Origin of the sequence: Hypericibacter sp. (assembly GCF_050729195.1) — a bacterium.
GTDB lineage: Bacteria > Pseudomonadota > Alphaproteobacteria > Dongiales > Dongiaceae > Hypericibacter.
Genome location: NZ_JBOHKS010000260.1, coordinates 1 through 13,622, shown reverse-complemented (window position 1 = coordinate 13,622; position 13,622 = coordinate 1). Strand labels below are relative to the sequence as shown.

General features: G+C 66.3%; 13 protein-coding genes, 1 pseudogene and 1 riboswitch. Of the genes and pseudogenes, 10 read left to right on the top strand and 4 right to left on the bottom strand.

Annotation, left to right across the window (positions count from 1 at the left end):
* The 9 genes and pseudogenes from ACREE8_RS20775 to thiD all read left to right on the top strand — a co-directional run.
* Positions 1 to 252 (top strand): annotated as a pseudogene (locus ACREE8_RS20775) (M24 family metallopeptidase); the annotation flags it as partial.
* 54 nt (positions 253 to 306) lie between these two features.
* Positions 307 to 3,930, top strand: a complete 3,624-nt coding sequence (locus tag ACREE8_RS20770) for a hydantoinase B/oxoprolinase family protein (protein WP_431574924.1) — start codon at positions 307 to 309, stop codon at positions 3,928 to 3,930.
* A 284-nt stretch (positions 3,931 to 4,214) separates the two neighbouring features.
* Positions 4,215 to 4,338: riboswitch (TPP riboswitch) on the top strand.
* A gap of 75 nt (positions 4,339 to 4,413) precedes the next feature.
* Complete coding sequence (gene thiC, locus ACREE8_RS20765; protein WP_431574923.1) at positions 4,414 to 6,195, top strand: phosphomethylpyrimidine synthase ThiC; 1,782 nt, start codon at positions 4,414 to 4,416, stop codon at positions 6,193 to 6,195.
* A complete protein-coding gene (thiO, locus tag ACREE8_RS20760; protein ID WP_431574922.1) occupies positions 6,192 to 7,325 on the top strand; it encodes a glycine oxidase ThiO in 1,134 nt (377 codons plus the stop codon). Before thiC ends, thiO begins: the two co-directional genes overlap by 4 nt.
* Complete coding sequence (gene thiS / locus ACREE8_RS20755) at positions 7,322 to 7,534, top strand: sulfur carrier protein ThiS (RefSeq protein WP_431574921.1); 213 nt, start codon at positions 7,322 to 7,324, stop codon at positions 7,532 to 7,534. The genes thiO and thiS overlap by 4 nt, the downstream gene beginning before the upstream one ends.
* Before the next feature lie 3 nt (positions 7,535 to 7,537).
* A complete protein-coding gene (locus ACREE8_RS20750) occupies positions 7,538 to 8,308 on the top strand; it encodes a thiazole synthase (RefSeq protein WP_431574920.1) in 771 nt (256 codons plus the stop codon).
* Positions 8,305 to 8,919 (top strand): thiamine phosphate synthase, encoded by a 615-nt coding sequence (locus ACREE8_RS20745; protein ID WP_431574919.1) that lies wholly within the window; start codon positions 8,305 to 8,307, stop codon positions 8,917 to 8,919. Before ACREE8_RS20750 ends, ACREE8_RS20745 begins: the two co-directional genes overlap by 4 nt.
* A complete protein-coding gene (thiE, locus tag ACREE8_RS20740) occupies positions 8,916 to 9,569 on the top strand; it encodes a thiamine phosphate synthase (RefSeq protein ID WP_431574918.1) in 654 nt (217 codons plus the stop codon). The genes ACREE8_RS20745 and thiE overlap by 4 nt, the downstream gene beginning before the upstream one ends.
* Positions 9,566 to 10,366, top strand: a complete 801-nt coding sequence (gene thiD / locus ACREE8_RS20735; protein ID WP_431574917.1) for a bifunctional hydroxymethylpyrimidine kinase/phosphomethylpyrimidine kinase — start codon at positions 9,566 to 9,568, stop codon at positions 10,364 to 10,366. The genes thiE and thiD overlap by 4 nt, the downstream gene beginning before the upstream one ends.
* 52 nt (positions 10,367 to 10,418) lie before the next feature.
* Here thiD and ACREE8_RS20730 read toward each other — a convergent pair whose 3' ends face one another.
* From ACREE8_RS20730 to ACREE8_RS20715, 4 genes are all read right to left on the bottom strand, one after another.
* Entirely contained in the window at positions 10,419 to 10,958 is a 540-nt protein-coding gene (locus ACREE8_RS20730) for a hypothetical protein (protein ID WP_431574916.1), read from the bottom strand.
* A gap of 242 nt (positions 10,959 to 11,200) precedes the next feature.
* Positions 11,201 to 11,752: a hypothetical protein gene (locus ACREE8_RS20725; protein WP_431574915.1), complete on the bottom strand. Its 552-nt coding sequence runs from the start codon at positions 11,750 to 11,752 to the stop codon at positions 11,201 to 11,203.
* A 103-nt stretch (positions 11,753 to 11,855) separates the two neighbouring features.
* Entirely contained in the window at positions 11,856 to 12,287 is a 432-nt protein-coding gene (locus tag ACREE8_RS20720) for a cupin domain-containing protein (RefSeq protein ID WP_431574914.1), read from the bottom strand.
* A 30-nt stretch (positions 12,288 to 12,317) separates the two neighbouring features.
* Positions 12,318 to 12,773, bottom strand: a complete 456-nt coding sequence (locus tag ACREE8_RS20715; RefSeq protein ID WP_431574913.1) for a carboxymuconolactone decarboxylase family protein — start codon at positions 12,771 to 12,773, stop codon at positions 12,318 to 12,320.
* A 111-nt stretch (positions 12,774 to 12,884) separates the two neighbouring features.
* On the opposite strand from ACREE8_RS20715, the gene ACREE8_RS20710 reads away from it, so the two are divergent.
* Positions 12,885 to 13,622 (top strand): PLP-dependent aminotransferase family protein (locus ACREE8_RS20710; protein ID WP_431574912.1); only part of this gene is annotated, 738 nt, incomplete at its 3' end.

The window sequence follows — 13,622 nt, the reverse complement described above, 5'->3', positions numbered from 1 at the left end:
GGTTCGTCGCGCATGTCCGCCTGCGGCTATTCCCTCGGCGCGACTTTCCGCCCGACCTGGATGGACGTCCCGCCCATGCTCTATGCCGGCAACCCGATGCCGATCCAGGCTGGGATGGTGTTGTTCCTTCACGCGATTCTGGCCGACAAGGAAGCCAATCTCGCCATGTCCCTCGGTCACACGATTATCATCTCCGAAAGAAGTGCCGAGAGCTTGAGTAAATTGCCGCTTGATTACGTTGTCAGACATTGATGCACTGTCGGCCAGGCGACATCCTCCCTCGTTCTTGAAAAGCGCGGCGTTCCGATGGCTCACGGCTGGCAGTTCTGGATCGATCGCGGTGGCACCTTCACCGATATCGTCGCGCGCCAGCCGGATGGCGGGCTCCTCACCCACAAGCTCCTGTCGGAAAACCCGGAGCGCTACCGCGACGCGGCGATCCAGGGCATCCGCGAGCTGCTGAAGCTGGACGCGGGCCAGCCGATACCGGCCGACGCCATCGCCGCGGTCAAGATGGGCACGACCGTCGGCACCAACGCGCTCCTGGAGCGCAAGGGCGACCGCACGCTGCTGGTGGTGAGCAAGGGCTTCGCCGATGCGCTGCGGATCGGCTATCAGAACCGTCCCGACATCTTCGCGCGGCGCATCATGCTGCCCGAGCTGCTCTATGAGCGGGTGATCGAGGTCGAGGAACGCGTGACGGCCGAAGGCGAGGTGCTGACGCCGCTCGATCCGGCGGCGGCGCGCCTGGGACTCCAGGCCGCGCTCGAGGACGGCATTCATGCGGTGGCGATCCTGCTGATGCATGGCTATCGCCACACCGACCATGAGCGCCAGCTGGCCGATCTCGCGCGCGAGGTGGGCTTCACGCAAGTCTCGGTCAGCCACCGCGTCAGCCCCCTGATGAAGCTGGTCGGGCGCGGCGATACCACGGTGGTGGACGCCTATCTGTCGCCCTTGCTGCGGCGCTATGTCGACCAGGTCGCCTCGGAGCTGGGCGGCGCCAGGCTCATGTTCATGCAATCCAATGGCGGCCTGACCGACGCGCGGCTGTTCCAGGGCAAGGATTGCATCCTGTCGGGGCCCGCGGGCGGCATCGTCGGCGCGGTCGAAACCTCGCTGCAGGCGGGGTTCGATCGCATCATCGGCTTCGATATGGGCGGCACTTCGACCGACGTCTCGCATTATGCCGGCGAATATGAGCGCGCCTTCGAGACCCAGGTCGCGGGCGTGCGCATGCGCGCGCCCATGATGCAGATCCATACCGTGGCGGCGGGCGGCGGCTCGATCCTGTTCTTCGACGGTGCCCGTTTCCGCGTGGGTCCGGAATCCGCGGGCGCCAATCCCGGACCCGCCTGCTATCGCCGCGGCGGGCCGCTCACCGTCACCGACTGCAATGTCATGCTGGGCAAGCTGCAGCCCGAGTTCTTCCCGCATATCTTCGGGCCCGGCGGCGACCAGCCGCTCGATGCGGGGATCGTCAAGACCCGGTTCGGCGAGATGGTGGCGCGGATCGAAGCCGCCACCGGAACCCACCGCACGGCCGAGGCCGTGGCCGAAGGTTTCCTCACCATCGCGGTCGAGAACATGGCGAACGCCATCAAGGAGATCTCGATCCAGCGCGGCTATGACGTGACGCGCTACACGCTCTGCTGTTTCGGCGGCGCCGGCGGCCAGCATGCCTGCCTGGTCGCGGACGCGCTCGGCATGACGAGAATCTTCCTCCATCCCATGGCGGGTGTGCTCTCGGCCTATGGCATGGGCCTGGCCGATGTCCGCGTGATGCGGGAACGGGCGATCGAGACCCGGCTCGGCGAGCAGGCGTTGCAGGACGCGCGGACGCAGCTCGACAGCCTGGAGGCCCAGGCGCGCGGGGAGATGCGCGAGCAGGAGCTGCCCGAAGCCGCGCTTTCGGCGATCCGGCGCGTCCATCTGCGCTACGAAGGCACCGATGCGGCCCTGGTCGTGGAGCACGGCAACCTTGCCGAGATCGTCGCGCGCTTCGAGGCGGCGCATCGCCAGCGCTACGGTTTCATCGTCGCCGACAAGGCCCATATCCTGGAGGCCGTCTCGGTCGAGGTGATCGGCAAGACCGAGAGTGTGGCCGATCCCGTGATCGAGCCCCGCGCCCTCAAGCCCGCGCCGAGCGCAAAAGCGCGGGTCGCCATGCGTGCTGCCGGCGTGACGCATGACACGGCGGTCTATGGCCGCGCCGACCTCCAGGCCGGCGACAAGATCACAGGCCCCGCCATCATCATCGAGCCGATCGGGACCAACGTGATCGAGCCCGGCTGGCAGGCCGAGATGACCTCGCATGGCCATCTGGTGCTGACGCGCATCGTGGCGTTGCAGCGGGCGTCGGCCGTCGGCACGAAAGTCGATCCGGTCATGCTCGAGGTCTTCAACAATCTCTTCATGTCGATCGCCGAGCAGATGGGCTCGACGCTGGAGAAGACCAGCTATTCGGTCAACATCAAGGAGCGCCTCGATTTCTCCTGCGCGATCTTCGACCGCGAGGGGCAGCTCATCGCCAATGCGCCGCATATGCCGGTGCATCTGGGCTCGATGGGCGAGAGCATTCGCACCATCATCCGCAGTCGCAGCGCCAGCATGGAAGCGGGCGACGTGTTCGTGCTGAACGCGCCCTATAACGGCGGCACCCATCTGCCCGACGTGACGGTGGTGACGCCGGTGTTCGACGAAGCCGGAGAACGGGTCATTTTTTACGTCGCCAGCCGCGGGCATCATGCGGATATCGGCGGGATCACGCCGGGCTCGATGCCGCCGGACAGCAAGACGGTCGAGGAGGAGGGCGTCCTCATCGACGATTTCCAGCTGGTGGATCGGGGCCGTTTCCTCGAGGCGGAGATGCGGGCGCTGCTTTCCTCGGGCAAGTACCCGGCGCGCAACCCCGACCAGAACATTGCCGACCTGCGCGCCCAGATCGCCGCCAACGAGAAGGGCGTGCAGGAGCTGCGCCGCATGGTCGCGCTCTACGGCCTCGACGTGGTCTGGGCCTATATGGGCCATGTCCAGGACAATGCCGAGGAGCAGGTGCGCCGGGTCATCTCGGTGCTGAAGGACGGCCGCTTCACCTATGCGCTCGACGATGGCAGCCAGATCACGGTTGCGATCACCATCGACAAGCCCTCCCGCTCGGCGCGGATCGATTTCACCGGCTCGAGCCCGCAGGCCAAAAGCAATTTCAACGCGCCCTCGGCCGTCTGCCGCGCGGCGGTGCTCTATGTCTTCCGCACGCTGGTGGACGATACCATCCCGATGAACGAGGGCTGCCTCAAGCCGCTCGAGATCGTCATCCCCGAAGGCTCGATGCTCAATCCGCGCTATCCGGCGGCGGTGGTGGCGGGCAATGTCGAGACCTCGCAATACATCACGGACACGCTTTATGGGGCGCTGGGCGTGCTGGCGGCCTCGCAGGGCACGATGAACAATTTCACCTTCGGCAATGCGCGCTATCAATATTACGAGACCATCTGCGGCGGCTCCGGCGCCGGGCCCGATTTCGACGGCACCGACGCGGTCCATACCCACATGACCAACTCGCGCCTGACCGATCCCGAGGTGCTGGAATGGCGCTTCCCGGTGATGGTCGACAGCTTCGCCATCCGCCGCGGCTCGGGTGGGAAGGGCAAGCATCACGGTGGCGACGGTGTCATCCGCAAGATCCGCTTCCGCGAGGCCATGACGGCCGCGATCCTCTCCGGTCATCGCAAGGTGCCGCCCTACGGCGTGGCGGGCGGCGAGCCCGCGGCGGTGGGGAAGAACTATGTGCTGCGCGCCGATGGCAGTCGTACCGATCTCGGCTCGACCGACAAGACCGAGATGAATCCGGGCGACGTGTTCGTCATCGAGACACCCGGTGGCGGCGGCTTCGGCAGGGTGGAAGAGGCGAAGAAGGCGGCAGAGTGATGAAGAATCACCGGCGTCGCGTCTCCAAAGCCCGCTGATTCGCTCGGAATCGGCATCGATCCCCGATTTTCTCTTGCGGAACGGCAATTTACTTTTTCTTTTGAGCAAACGGTGCATCGCGGTGCGACCTTCTCGCTGCGATTCTCCGCCGTTCGCCGTCATCTTCCGATTCGAGGATCCAAGTCGCTTCGTCCCGATGCGTTCATCAGCGCAGCGGATCGGGCAATTCTGAGATAACAGACAAACAGGATTGACCGCCTTACAGCGACGGCGTTAGTACTGTCGCAGTTTCCTAGGGGTGCCCCGGTAAGGGGCTGAGACCAGCAGGCCGGCGAAAAGCCGGCACCGCTGGGACCCTTCGAACCTGATCCGGGTCATACCGGCGTAGGGAAGGAAGTCGACGCGCGGAAACCATCCGCTCAAATTCCCCTCTCGCTTTTGGTCACTCCCGGATCTCCGAAACCTCGATCGGCGGAGATCCAGATGCGTTTACCTGAAGCCAAAGCTCCCACTGATACGCGCTCGCTCACCACGGGCCCGATTCCCGGATCGCGCAAGGTCCAGCTCGGCGCCCTCGATGTGGCGATGCGTGTTGTCGACCTGCCGCATGACACGCAACAGCAGGCCTTGCCGCTCTACGACACTTCGGGTCCCTACACGGATCCGGCGGCCCGCATCGATCTGGCGCGAGGATTGTCGCGCCGTCGCCGCGCCTGGATCGCCGCGCGGGAGGACACGCAGGCCTATGAGGGGCGGCCGATCCATCCGCTCGATAACGGGCGTGCCGACGGGCAGGCGGCGGTGGCGCCCTGTCCCGCACCGCATCACCCGCGCCGGGCGTTGCCGGGCCGGGCCGTCACTCAGCTCGCCTACGCCAAGCGCGGCATCGTCACGCCGGAAATGGCCTATGTCGCACAGCGTGAAAGCGGCGGCGAGACCGGGGCCCGAGCCCTCATCACGCCGGAATATGTGCGCGACGAGATCGCACGGGGCCGGGCGATCCTGCCGGCCAATGTCAATCATCCGGAAAGCGAGCCGATGGCGATCGGCCGCAATTTCCTGGTCAAGGTGAATGCCAATATCGGTAATTCCGCGGTCGCCTCCTCGGCGGTCGAGGAGGTCGAGAAGATGGTATGGGCGACACGCTGGGGCGCCGACACGATCATGGATCTCTCGACCGGGCGCGACATCCACAACATCCGCGACTGGATCATCCGCAACTGCCCGGTGCCGCTGGGCACCGTCCCGATCTACCAGGCGCTGGAGAAGGTCGGCGGCCGGGCCGAGGATCTCACCTGGGAGATCTATCGCGACACTCTGATCGAGCAGGCGGAGCAGGGCGTCGATTATTTCACGGTCCATGCGGGCGTGCGCCTGGCTCATATCCCGCTCACCATCCAGCGCGTGACCGGAATCGTCTCGCGTGGCGGCGCCATCCTGGCGAAGTGGTGCCTGGCCCATCATCGCGAGAACTTTCTCTACGAACGATTCGCCGAGATCTGCGAGATCTGCCGCAGCTACGACATCTCGCTCTCGCTGGGCGACGGCTTACGGCCGGGCTCGATCGCGGATGCCAACGATGCGGCTCAGTTCGCCGAGCTGCGCACCCTGGGCAAGCTGCGCAAGATCGCCTTCGAGCTCGACACCCAGGTGATGATCGAGGGGCCCGGTCACATCCCGATGCACAAGATCAAGGAGAACATGGATCTGGAGAGCCAGATCTGCAACGAGGCGCCCTTCTATACCCTGGGGCCGCTCACCACCGATATCGCACCGGGCTATGACCATATCACCAGCGCCATCGGTGCGGCGATGATCGGCTGGTTCGGCTGCGCCATGCTCTGCTACGTCACGCCCAAGGAACATCTGGGATTGCCGGATCGCGACGACGTGAAGCAGGGTGTGATCGCCTACAAGATCGCCGCCCATGCGGCCGATCTCGCGAAAGGCCACCCGGGCGCACGGCAATGGGACGATGCCTTGTCGCGCGCGCGCTTCGAGTTCCGCTGGGCCGACCAGTTCAAGCTGGCGCTCGATCCGGAGACCGCCCAGGCCTATCACGACGAAACCCTGCCGGCGGAGGGTGCCAAGCTCGCCCATTTCTGCTCGATGTGCGGGCCGAAATTCTGCTCGATGAAGCTGAGCCACGAGCTGCGCGCGCAAGAGGCGGGCGCGGTCGAGATCGGCATGACCGAGATGGCGCAGAGGTTCCGCGCCGGCGGCGGCGAGATCTATACCGTCGCGACCCGGGAGCGACCGCGATGATCGCGATCATCGGTGGCGGCGTCATCGGCCTCGCCATCGGCTGGCGCCTGGCCGACGCGGGACAGGACGTGGCGGTCTTCGAGCGCCAGCACGCCGGCAGAGGCGCCAGCTGGGCCGCAGCCGGCATGCTGGCGCCGGTCAGCGAAGCGGAACCCGAGGAAGAGGCGCTGATCGATCTGGCCTTGGCGGGCCACGCCTTGTGGCCTTCCTTCGCCGACGAGGTGACGACAGCGACGGGTCTTGCCATCGACTATTGGCCTTGCGGCGGGCTTCATCTGGCCTTGAACCGCGACGAGGCCGAGCGGCTCGATTTCCTTCGCGACTTTCTGGCCCGCCTGGGGCTGGAAGCACAGCGGATCAGCGTCGCGGAGGCACGCACGCGATCGGCGCATCTATCGTCGAATTTGAAGGCGGCGCTGCTCTGCCCCAGCGATCATCAGGTCGATAATCGCAAGCTCGGAACGGCCTTGCGCGCGGCCTTCGTCGGCGCCGGCGGCATGCTGATGGAACAGAGCGAGGTAACGGCGCTGGACCTGGCCGCCGGCAAGGTGGCCGGTGTCGTCATCGGCGAGCGGCGATACGCGGCAGAACTCGTCATCCTGGCGAGCGGGGCCTGGTCGGGGAGCATCGAGGCCGTTCCGGCGCGACATCGGCCCGCCATCCGGCCGGTCAAGGGCCAGATGCTTTCCTTGCGCGCGGAAACGCCCCTGACGGGCAACATCCTATGGCGCGAAGGCTGGTACATGGTGCCGCGGCGCGACGGGCGGCTCATCGTCGGCGCCACGGTCGAAGAGCAGGGTTTCGACGACCGCATCACCGCTGGCGGCCTGTTCCAGCTCCTGGATCGGGCGCGTGAGCTGCTGCCCGCCATCGACGAACTGCCGGTCGACGAAGTCTGGTGCGGATTCAGGCCCGCCAGCCGGGACGATGCCCCGATCCTGGGGCCTTGCTCGTTGCCAGGCTTGGTTCACGCCGCCGGCCATTATCGTCACGGCATTCTGCTGACGCCCATCACCGCTGCGGGAATCGCGGACTATGTGCTGCGCGGCGAATTGCCCTCGCGGCTGCGGCCCTTCACGGCGGCGCGGTTCGACGCGGCGTCGCCCCATCGCGCCGGAGTCTTCGCATGACCGGTATCGCCGTGATCCTGAACGGCAGGGCGCATTCCGCCGATACGGACAGCCTGATCGAGTTCTTGAAGACACAGGGCGTCGATCCGGCCCGGCGCTTCGTCGCCGTTGCCGTCAACGGCGTGGTCGTGCCGCGCGAGGGCTGGCCGGGCCAGCGCCTCGCCGCGGGCGACCAGATCGAGATCGTGCAACCGATGAAGGGCGGTTGAGCCATGGAAGATCCGTTTCTCCTGGGCGGCGAGCGCTTCTCGTCCCGGCTGCTGATGGGCTCGGCCGGATTCCCCAACCAGCAGGCGATGCTCGACGCGCTCGCCGCCAGCGGCGCCGAGATCGTGACGGTGGCGATCCGGCGCATCAATCTCGCGGGCCAGCGCGAAGATACGGTCTCGCTGCTCGATGGCAGATGCCGGCTGCTGCCCAATACCGCCGGCTGCTACACCGCGCGCGATGCCGTGCTGACGGCGCAGCTCGCGCGCGACGCGCTGGAGACCCACTGGATCAAGCTCGAGGTGATCGGCGACCGCCATACGCTCTATCCCGATGTCGAAGAGCTGCTCGCGGCGGCGGGCGAGCTGGTGCGGGACGGCTTCATCGTGCTGCCCTATTGCAGCGACGATCCCATCACCTGCCGGAAGCTGGCGGATCTTGGCTGTGCCGCCATCATGCCCTTGGCCGCCCCGATCGGCTCGGGCATGGGATTGATCAACCCCTACAATCTCGAGCTCATTCGCGCGCAGACGCAGATTCCGATGATCGTCGATGCCGGGATCGGGACCGCGTCGGATGCCGCGATCGCGCTCGAGCTGGGCTGCGATGCGGTGCTGGTCGATTCCGCCATCGCCAAGGCCCGCCGGCCCGTCATGATGGCGGCGGCGATGCGCCAGGCGGTCGAAGCCGGTCGAGGCGCCTGGCTTGCCGGCCGGATCCCGCAGCGCCATCACGCGGAGCCTTCGAGCCCTCAAACCGGCCTGATCGGCACATGAAGGCGACACTTCCCTCGCCGCCGCTGATGGTGATCACGAACCGGCATATGACGGCGGATCTGCTGGCGACCGTCGAGGACGCCCTGCATGGCGGTGCCCGATGGATCCTGATGCGCGAGAAGGATATGAAACAACCGGCGAAGCTCGAGCTCGCGCGGCAGCTCAAGGCCCTGACCGATCGCCACTCGGCACATCTCGGCGTCAATTCGGATCGGACGACCGCGCTGTCGATCGGGGCCGCGGGCCTGCATCTGCCGGCGGACCAACTCGATCGCGGCGAGCGGGAGCCCGGCCTCCTGATGGGAGCTTCCGTGCATGATGCGAAGGAGGCGGAGGCCGCGGTCGTGGCCGGCGTCGATTATCTGCTGCTGGCGCCGATCTTTGCGACCGAGAGCAAGCCGATGCACCGCCCGCCCCTCGGGCTCGACGGGTTGCGGGCGATCGCCGAGGCCGTGCCCCTTCCGGTGATCGCTCTGGGCGGCATCAACCCCGAGCGAGCTTCGGCCTGTCTGGAAGCGGGTGCTGCAGGCATTGCCGCGATGGGCGCCGTCATGCGCGCGGCCGATGCCGGCGCCGTCGTCCGGGCCTTCTTGAAGGCGATGTCCCCATGAAACGTCCCTTCGATCCCAGCCTCTATCTCATCCTCGATCTGGCGCTGGTCGGGCCGGGACCGGTCGATCGGCTGGTCACGTCGGCCATGGCCGGCGGCGTCACGCTGGTGCAATTGCGCGGCAAGGCCGTTCCCACGCGCGAGCTCTGCGAGCTGGGCACGCGGATCAAGACCCTCCTGGCGCCGCATCGGGTCCCGCTCATCGTGAATGACGATGTCGCGGCGGCGCTGGCGATCGAAGCGGACGGTGTCCATCTCGGCCAGGACGATCTGCCGCCGGCCGCCGCGCGGCGTATTCTCGGCGAGGATGCCGTGATCGGGCTCTCGATCGGCAGCCCGGCGGAGGCGGTGGGCGTCGATGGCGCCATCCTCGACTATGTGAGCATCGGGCCCATCCATCGCACCTCGACCAAGAGCGATGCAGGCCCTGCGATCGGCATCGAAGGTTTCGATCGCGTGCGCCGGCTGTTTCCCGATCTGCCCGCGGTGGCGATCGGCGGCATCACGCCGGACAATGCCGCCGACATCATTCGCGCCGGTGCCGCCGGCTTGGCCGTCGCTTCCGCCCTCTGCTACGCGGTCGAGCCCGCCCTGGCGGCGCGTGCCTTCCGGAGTCGTATCGCGATCGCCGCCCGGCCGCGGGTGTCGTGATTCCCAATCTCCTCAGCATCGCCGGGTCCGATCCCAGCGGCGGCGCCGGCATCCAGGCCGATCTCAAGACCTTCTCGGCGCTGGGCGGCTATGGGATGGCGGTCGTGACGGCCCTGACGGCGCAGAACACCCGGGGCGTGAGGGGCATTCATCGGCCGCCGGCCGCCTTCGTGGCCGATCAGATCGACGCGATCTTCGAGGATATCCGGGTTGATAGCGTCAAGGTCGGCATGCTGGCGACCGTCGAGATTGCGGAGGTCGTTGCCGACCGGCTGCGCCGTTATCGGCCCCGCCATGTCGTGCTCGATCCCGTGATGGTCGCCACCAGCGGCGACCCGTTGTTGACGACCGACGCCGTCGCGACGATCCGCTCACGCCTCTTGCCGCTCGCGAGCGTCACGACGCCCAACCTGCCGGAGGCGGCGCTGCTTCTGGGTGCAACGCCGGCACGGGACCTTGCTGGAATGCGGGACGCGGCGCGGGCGCTCCATCGGCTGGGCGCACAGGCGGTCCTGCTGAAGGGCGGCCATCTGTCGGGTGACAACAGCGACGACCTGCTCTGGGACGGCACGGCCGAGCACATCTTGACGGCGCCGCGTATCGCAACCGCCGCCACCCATGGCACTGGGTGCACGCTGTCCTCCGCCATCGCGGCGCTCCTGCCGCAATCGAGCGACCTGGCCGCAGCGGTCGCGAAGGCCAAAGCCTTTGTCACCGATGCGCTGCGGTCGGCGGACCAGCTGACGGTCGGCCTCGGGCATGGCCCGGTGCATCATTTTCACGATCTGTGGCGGTGACAGGCTCGGCAAGGTGGAAGAGGCGAAGAAGGTGGCGAAGTAGGAGCGTCGATCAGCTGCTGGTCATATTCTGACAGCTGACGATGAAGTCGTTGACCAGGCTGCTGTTAGCCCACAGTGTTTGCCTTTCCCACACCACGCAATCGATCAGCAGTCCGTTCCGCACGACAGTGACCATGAAGCGCACGGACGGTTCGCCGTCGATTTCGGGCCCGATGCCGACGCGAACGGTGCCTTGCAGCACTTTGTTGGGGGCATCGGACACCGTGCCCCGCATCAGCGCATCGTCATTCTGGATGGTCCCCGGGGTCTCCCCGACGCCAGCGATGTAGCGACGGACCCGAATCTCGCCGATGCGGCCAGCACCGTCGATATATTCGCAAGTGCCAAGGCTGCCTTGGATCGCCGGCATCAGCAGGCCTTGCAGGGCGAAGCCCTCGACCTCCACCGCGCAGACGGCACCGCTGGGCCGATGGGTGTAGTTGCCATCGGCGGCCTTGATCCAGTCCGATCGCGATGCCGCCGGTGGGGAGGCGGTGCAAGCTGAGAGCAGGGCGCAGAGAAAGAACGCGGCCGCGATCCGTGTTTTCATCGTCGCCCCCAGGAGAAACACCACCTGGGGGCCAGCCTAAACAATCGAGGTTCACGCAGCAATATTGCCGCTTGGGGGAGTATCAACCCTCGGTAGAGTCGGCTTCACTTGTCGAACACCGTCAGCTCGGCGCCTTCCGGCGCCACGGAGATCGCGAGCAGCTTGGCGGGTTCAGTCTCGCTCGCATTCTCGCTTGGCAAGGTGAACAGGCGAAGAAAGCGGCGGAGTAGCAGCGCCTCCGGCTATTCGCCGGGCATATTCTGGCAATCGATCGCGAATTCCATGATCGAGCTGTTGTCGGCGGATTGCGTCATCTTCTCCCAGGCCGCGCAGTCGATCAGCAGGTTATTTCGTTGGATCGTGATGACATCCCGTTGCGATGTCTGGCCGTCGATCGCGGGGCCGGGTCCGACGCGGATGACACTGACGAGCCTTTGGCCGCCGCTGCTTTCCATCAGCTTCTTGTCATTCTCGATTGCGAGCGCGGTCTCGCCCACACCCGGCAGATAATGGCGGACGCGGATCTGTGCGACGCGGCCGGCGCCGTCGGTGTAGTTGCAAATGCCGAGACTGCCTTCGGTGGCGGACAGATCCAGACCCTTGAGGGCGAATCCCTGGACGCTGATCGCGCAGATGGCCCCGCTGGGTTTGTGCGTGTAGCTGCCATCGCTCGCCTTGATCCAGTCTGCCGCCGACGGCGCTGGCGCCGGCGTTGGCGAGGGCGCCGATGGGGAGTCCGCGCAGCCCTGCAATCCCGCGAGCAGGCAGAGCGTGACCGTCCATCTTGGTTTCATGCAGTGCCTCCAGGCGATCTCCTCGCCTGGGGCCCAGCCTAGACAGTCGCCGTTCACGCAGCAACAGCACGACCGTCAGGTCGTCAACTTCCGGTAGACCGGCCTATTTGTCGAACACCGTCAGCTCGGCGCCTTCGGGCGCCACGAAGATGGCGAGGAGCTTGGCGGGCTCGGTCTGGCTCGCATTCTCGCTGACCAGATGTTCCGAACCTGGCGGCTCGAAGAAGACTTCGCCGGCGTGATAGACGCGGACTTCGCCGCCTTTGAGCTGTGAGCGGATCGAGCCTTCGAGGATATAGGCCATCACCGATCCCGCATGATGGTGTGAGATGGATTTGCCTCCGGGCTCATACTCTACCAGTACGGTGGAAAGACGCTGACCGGGCAGATCGGGCAGGGCTTCGCTCGACACCAGCGTAACCCTGTCGCCAGCGCTGCCGGCAAAGACGTCGGCCGCACCGGCAAGCGCCAGGCCGGCGCAGAGGGCAAACGCGGTTGCCATGCGGCGGCCGGTCGATTTCGAGACTCTGTTCATGGGAGTTCTCCGGGATAAGAGAGCAGCTGCTCAGCCGATATTCTTCGCGACGACCGGCATCATCCGCGACGAGATGGCAATCCGGTTCCAGCCATTGATGGTCACGATCGCCATGGTGAGGTTGGCCAGCTCCTCATCGGAGAACTGACGGCGCACTTCTTCATAGATTGCGTCGGGCGCATGTCCTTCCGTGATCAGGGTCAGGGCCTCGGTCCAGGCGAGCGCCGCGCGTTCGCGCTCGCTATAGACCGGCGTCTCGCGCCAGCCGTTCAGCAGATAGAGCCGCGCCTCGGACTCACCGGCCTTGCGCGCGTCGGCACTGTGCATCGCGAGGCAAAAGGCACAGCCATTGATCTGCGACGCCCGCATCTTGACCAAGTCGAGCAGCGAGTGCTCGAGGCCGCACTGCTCGACGGTATTGCTGAGGGCCGTCATCGCCTTGTAAGCGGCGGGGGCGGCTTTCGGGATGCTCACTCTGGTGTCCATGATCTCCATCCTTCGTTGGCTCGGCGCGGCCATCGCGCCTGTTGATGGCGTAAGATGTAGAAAGTTGTTGGCCTATCCTACAGTGCCAAAACTCGCTAAAATGAATGGGCCATGAAGCTCAAACCCAAACCATTGATCCAAAATAATATCCGCCTGAAGCGGCGAGGCGGCAGCCCTTTGCATCGGCAGCTTTATGAGAGGCTACGGGCCGCCATCCTCGATGGCAGCCTTGGCCCCGGCACGCGCCTCGCTTCCAGCCGCAGCCTGGCGAGCCAGCTTGGCACCTCGCGCGGCACGGTCGAGCTCGCTTATGCGACGCTGACGAGCGAGGGCTATATCGAGGCGCAAGGAGCGACCGGGACGATCGTGACGGCGAGCCTGTCGCGGCAGCGCCCGATTCCGCGCGGCCGCCGGCCCGAGCCGGTCCGGCCTTTCAGCGATACGGCCGCCGATACGGCCTTGCCGAAGCCCTTCCAAATGGGGCTTCCGGCGTTGGATCAGTTTCCGCGCAAGCTCTGGTCGCGCCTCACGGCCCGGAACGCGCGGCGGCTTCCCGCCTCGGCGATGACCTATCAGGACGCCGCCGGCGACCGGGCCTTGCGCGACGCCATCGCCCATTACCTCGCCATCGCCCGCGGCCTCGCCTGCTCGAGCGACCAGATCTTCATCACCGCCGGCTATCAGGGCGCGCTGGGTCTGATCGCACGCGCCCTGCTGCGGCCGGGCGATCCGGTCTGGTTCGAGGATCCCGGTTATTTCCTGGCGCGCGAAGCGCTGAAGCAGGCGGGCGCGGCTCTGGTGCCGCTGCCGGTGGACGAGGAGGGGATCGATGTCGCGGCCGGCCGGCAG

Excerpts from the sequence above, each read along its gene's own strand:
- ACREE8_RS20730 (WP_431574916.1), bottom strand. The coding sequence starts at position 10,958 with ATGAAAACACGGATCGCGGCCGCGTTCTTTCTCTGCGCCCTGCTCTCA.
- ACREE8_RS20770 (WP_431574924.1), top strand. The coding sequence starts at position 307 with ATGGCTCACGGCTGGCAGTTCTGGATCGATCGCGGTGGCACCTTCACC.
- thiO (WP_431574922.1), top strand. The coding sequence starts at position 6,192 with ATGATCGCGATCATCGGTGGCGGCGTCATCGGCCTCGCCATCGGCTGG.
- ACREE8_RS20720 (WP_431574914.1), bottom strand. The coding sequence starts at position 12,287 with ATGAACAGAGTCTCGAAATCGACCGGCCGCCGCATGGCAACCGCGTTT.
- ACREE8_RS20725 (WP_431574915.1), bottom strand. The coding sequence starts at position 11,752 with ATGAAACCAAGATGGACGGTCACGCTCTGCCTGCTCGCGGGATTGCAG.
- ACREE8_RS20745 (WP_431574919.1), top strand. The coding sequence starts at position 8,305 with ATGAAGGCGACACTTCCCTCGCCGCCGCTGATGGTGATCACGAACCGG.
- thiE (WP_431574918.1), top strand. The coding sequence starts at position 8,916 with ATGAAACGTCCCTTCGATCCCAGCCTCTATCTCATCCTCGATCTGGCG.
- thiC (WP_431574923.1), top strand. The coding sequence starts at position 4,414 with ATGCGTTTACCTGAAGCCAAAGCTCCCACTGATACGCGCTCGCTCACC.
- ACREE8_RS20715 (WP_431574913.1), bottom strand. The coding sequence starts at position 12,773 with ATGGACACCAGAGTGAGCATCCCGAAAGCCGCCCCCGCCGCTTACAAG.
- thiS (WP_431574921.1), top strand. The coding sequence starts at position 7,322 with ATGACCGGTATCGCCGTGATCCTGAACGGCAGGGCGCATTCCGCCGAT.
- ACREE8_RS20750 (WP_431574920.1), top strand. The coding sequence starts at position 7,538 with ATGGAAGATCCGTTTCTCCTGGGCGGCGAGCGCTTCTCGTCCCGGCTG.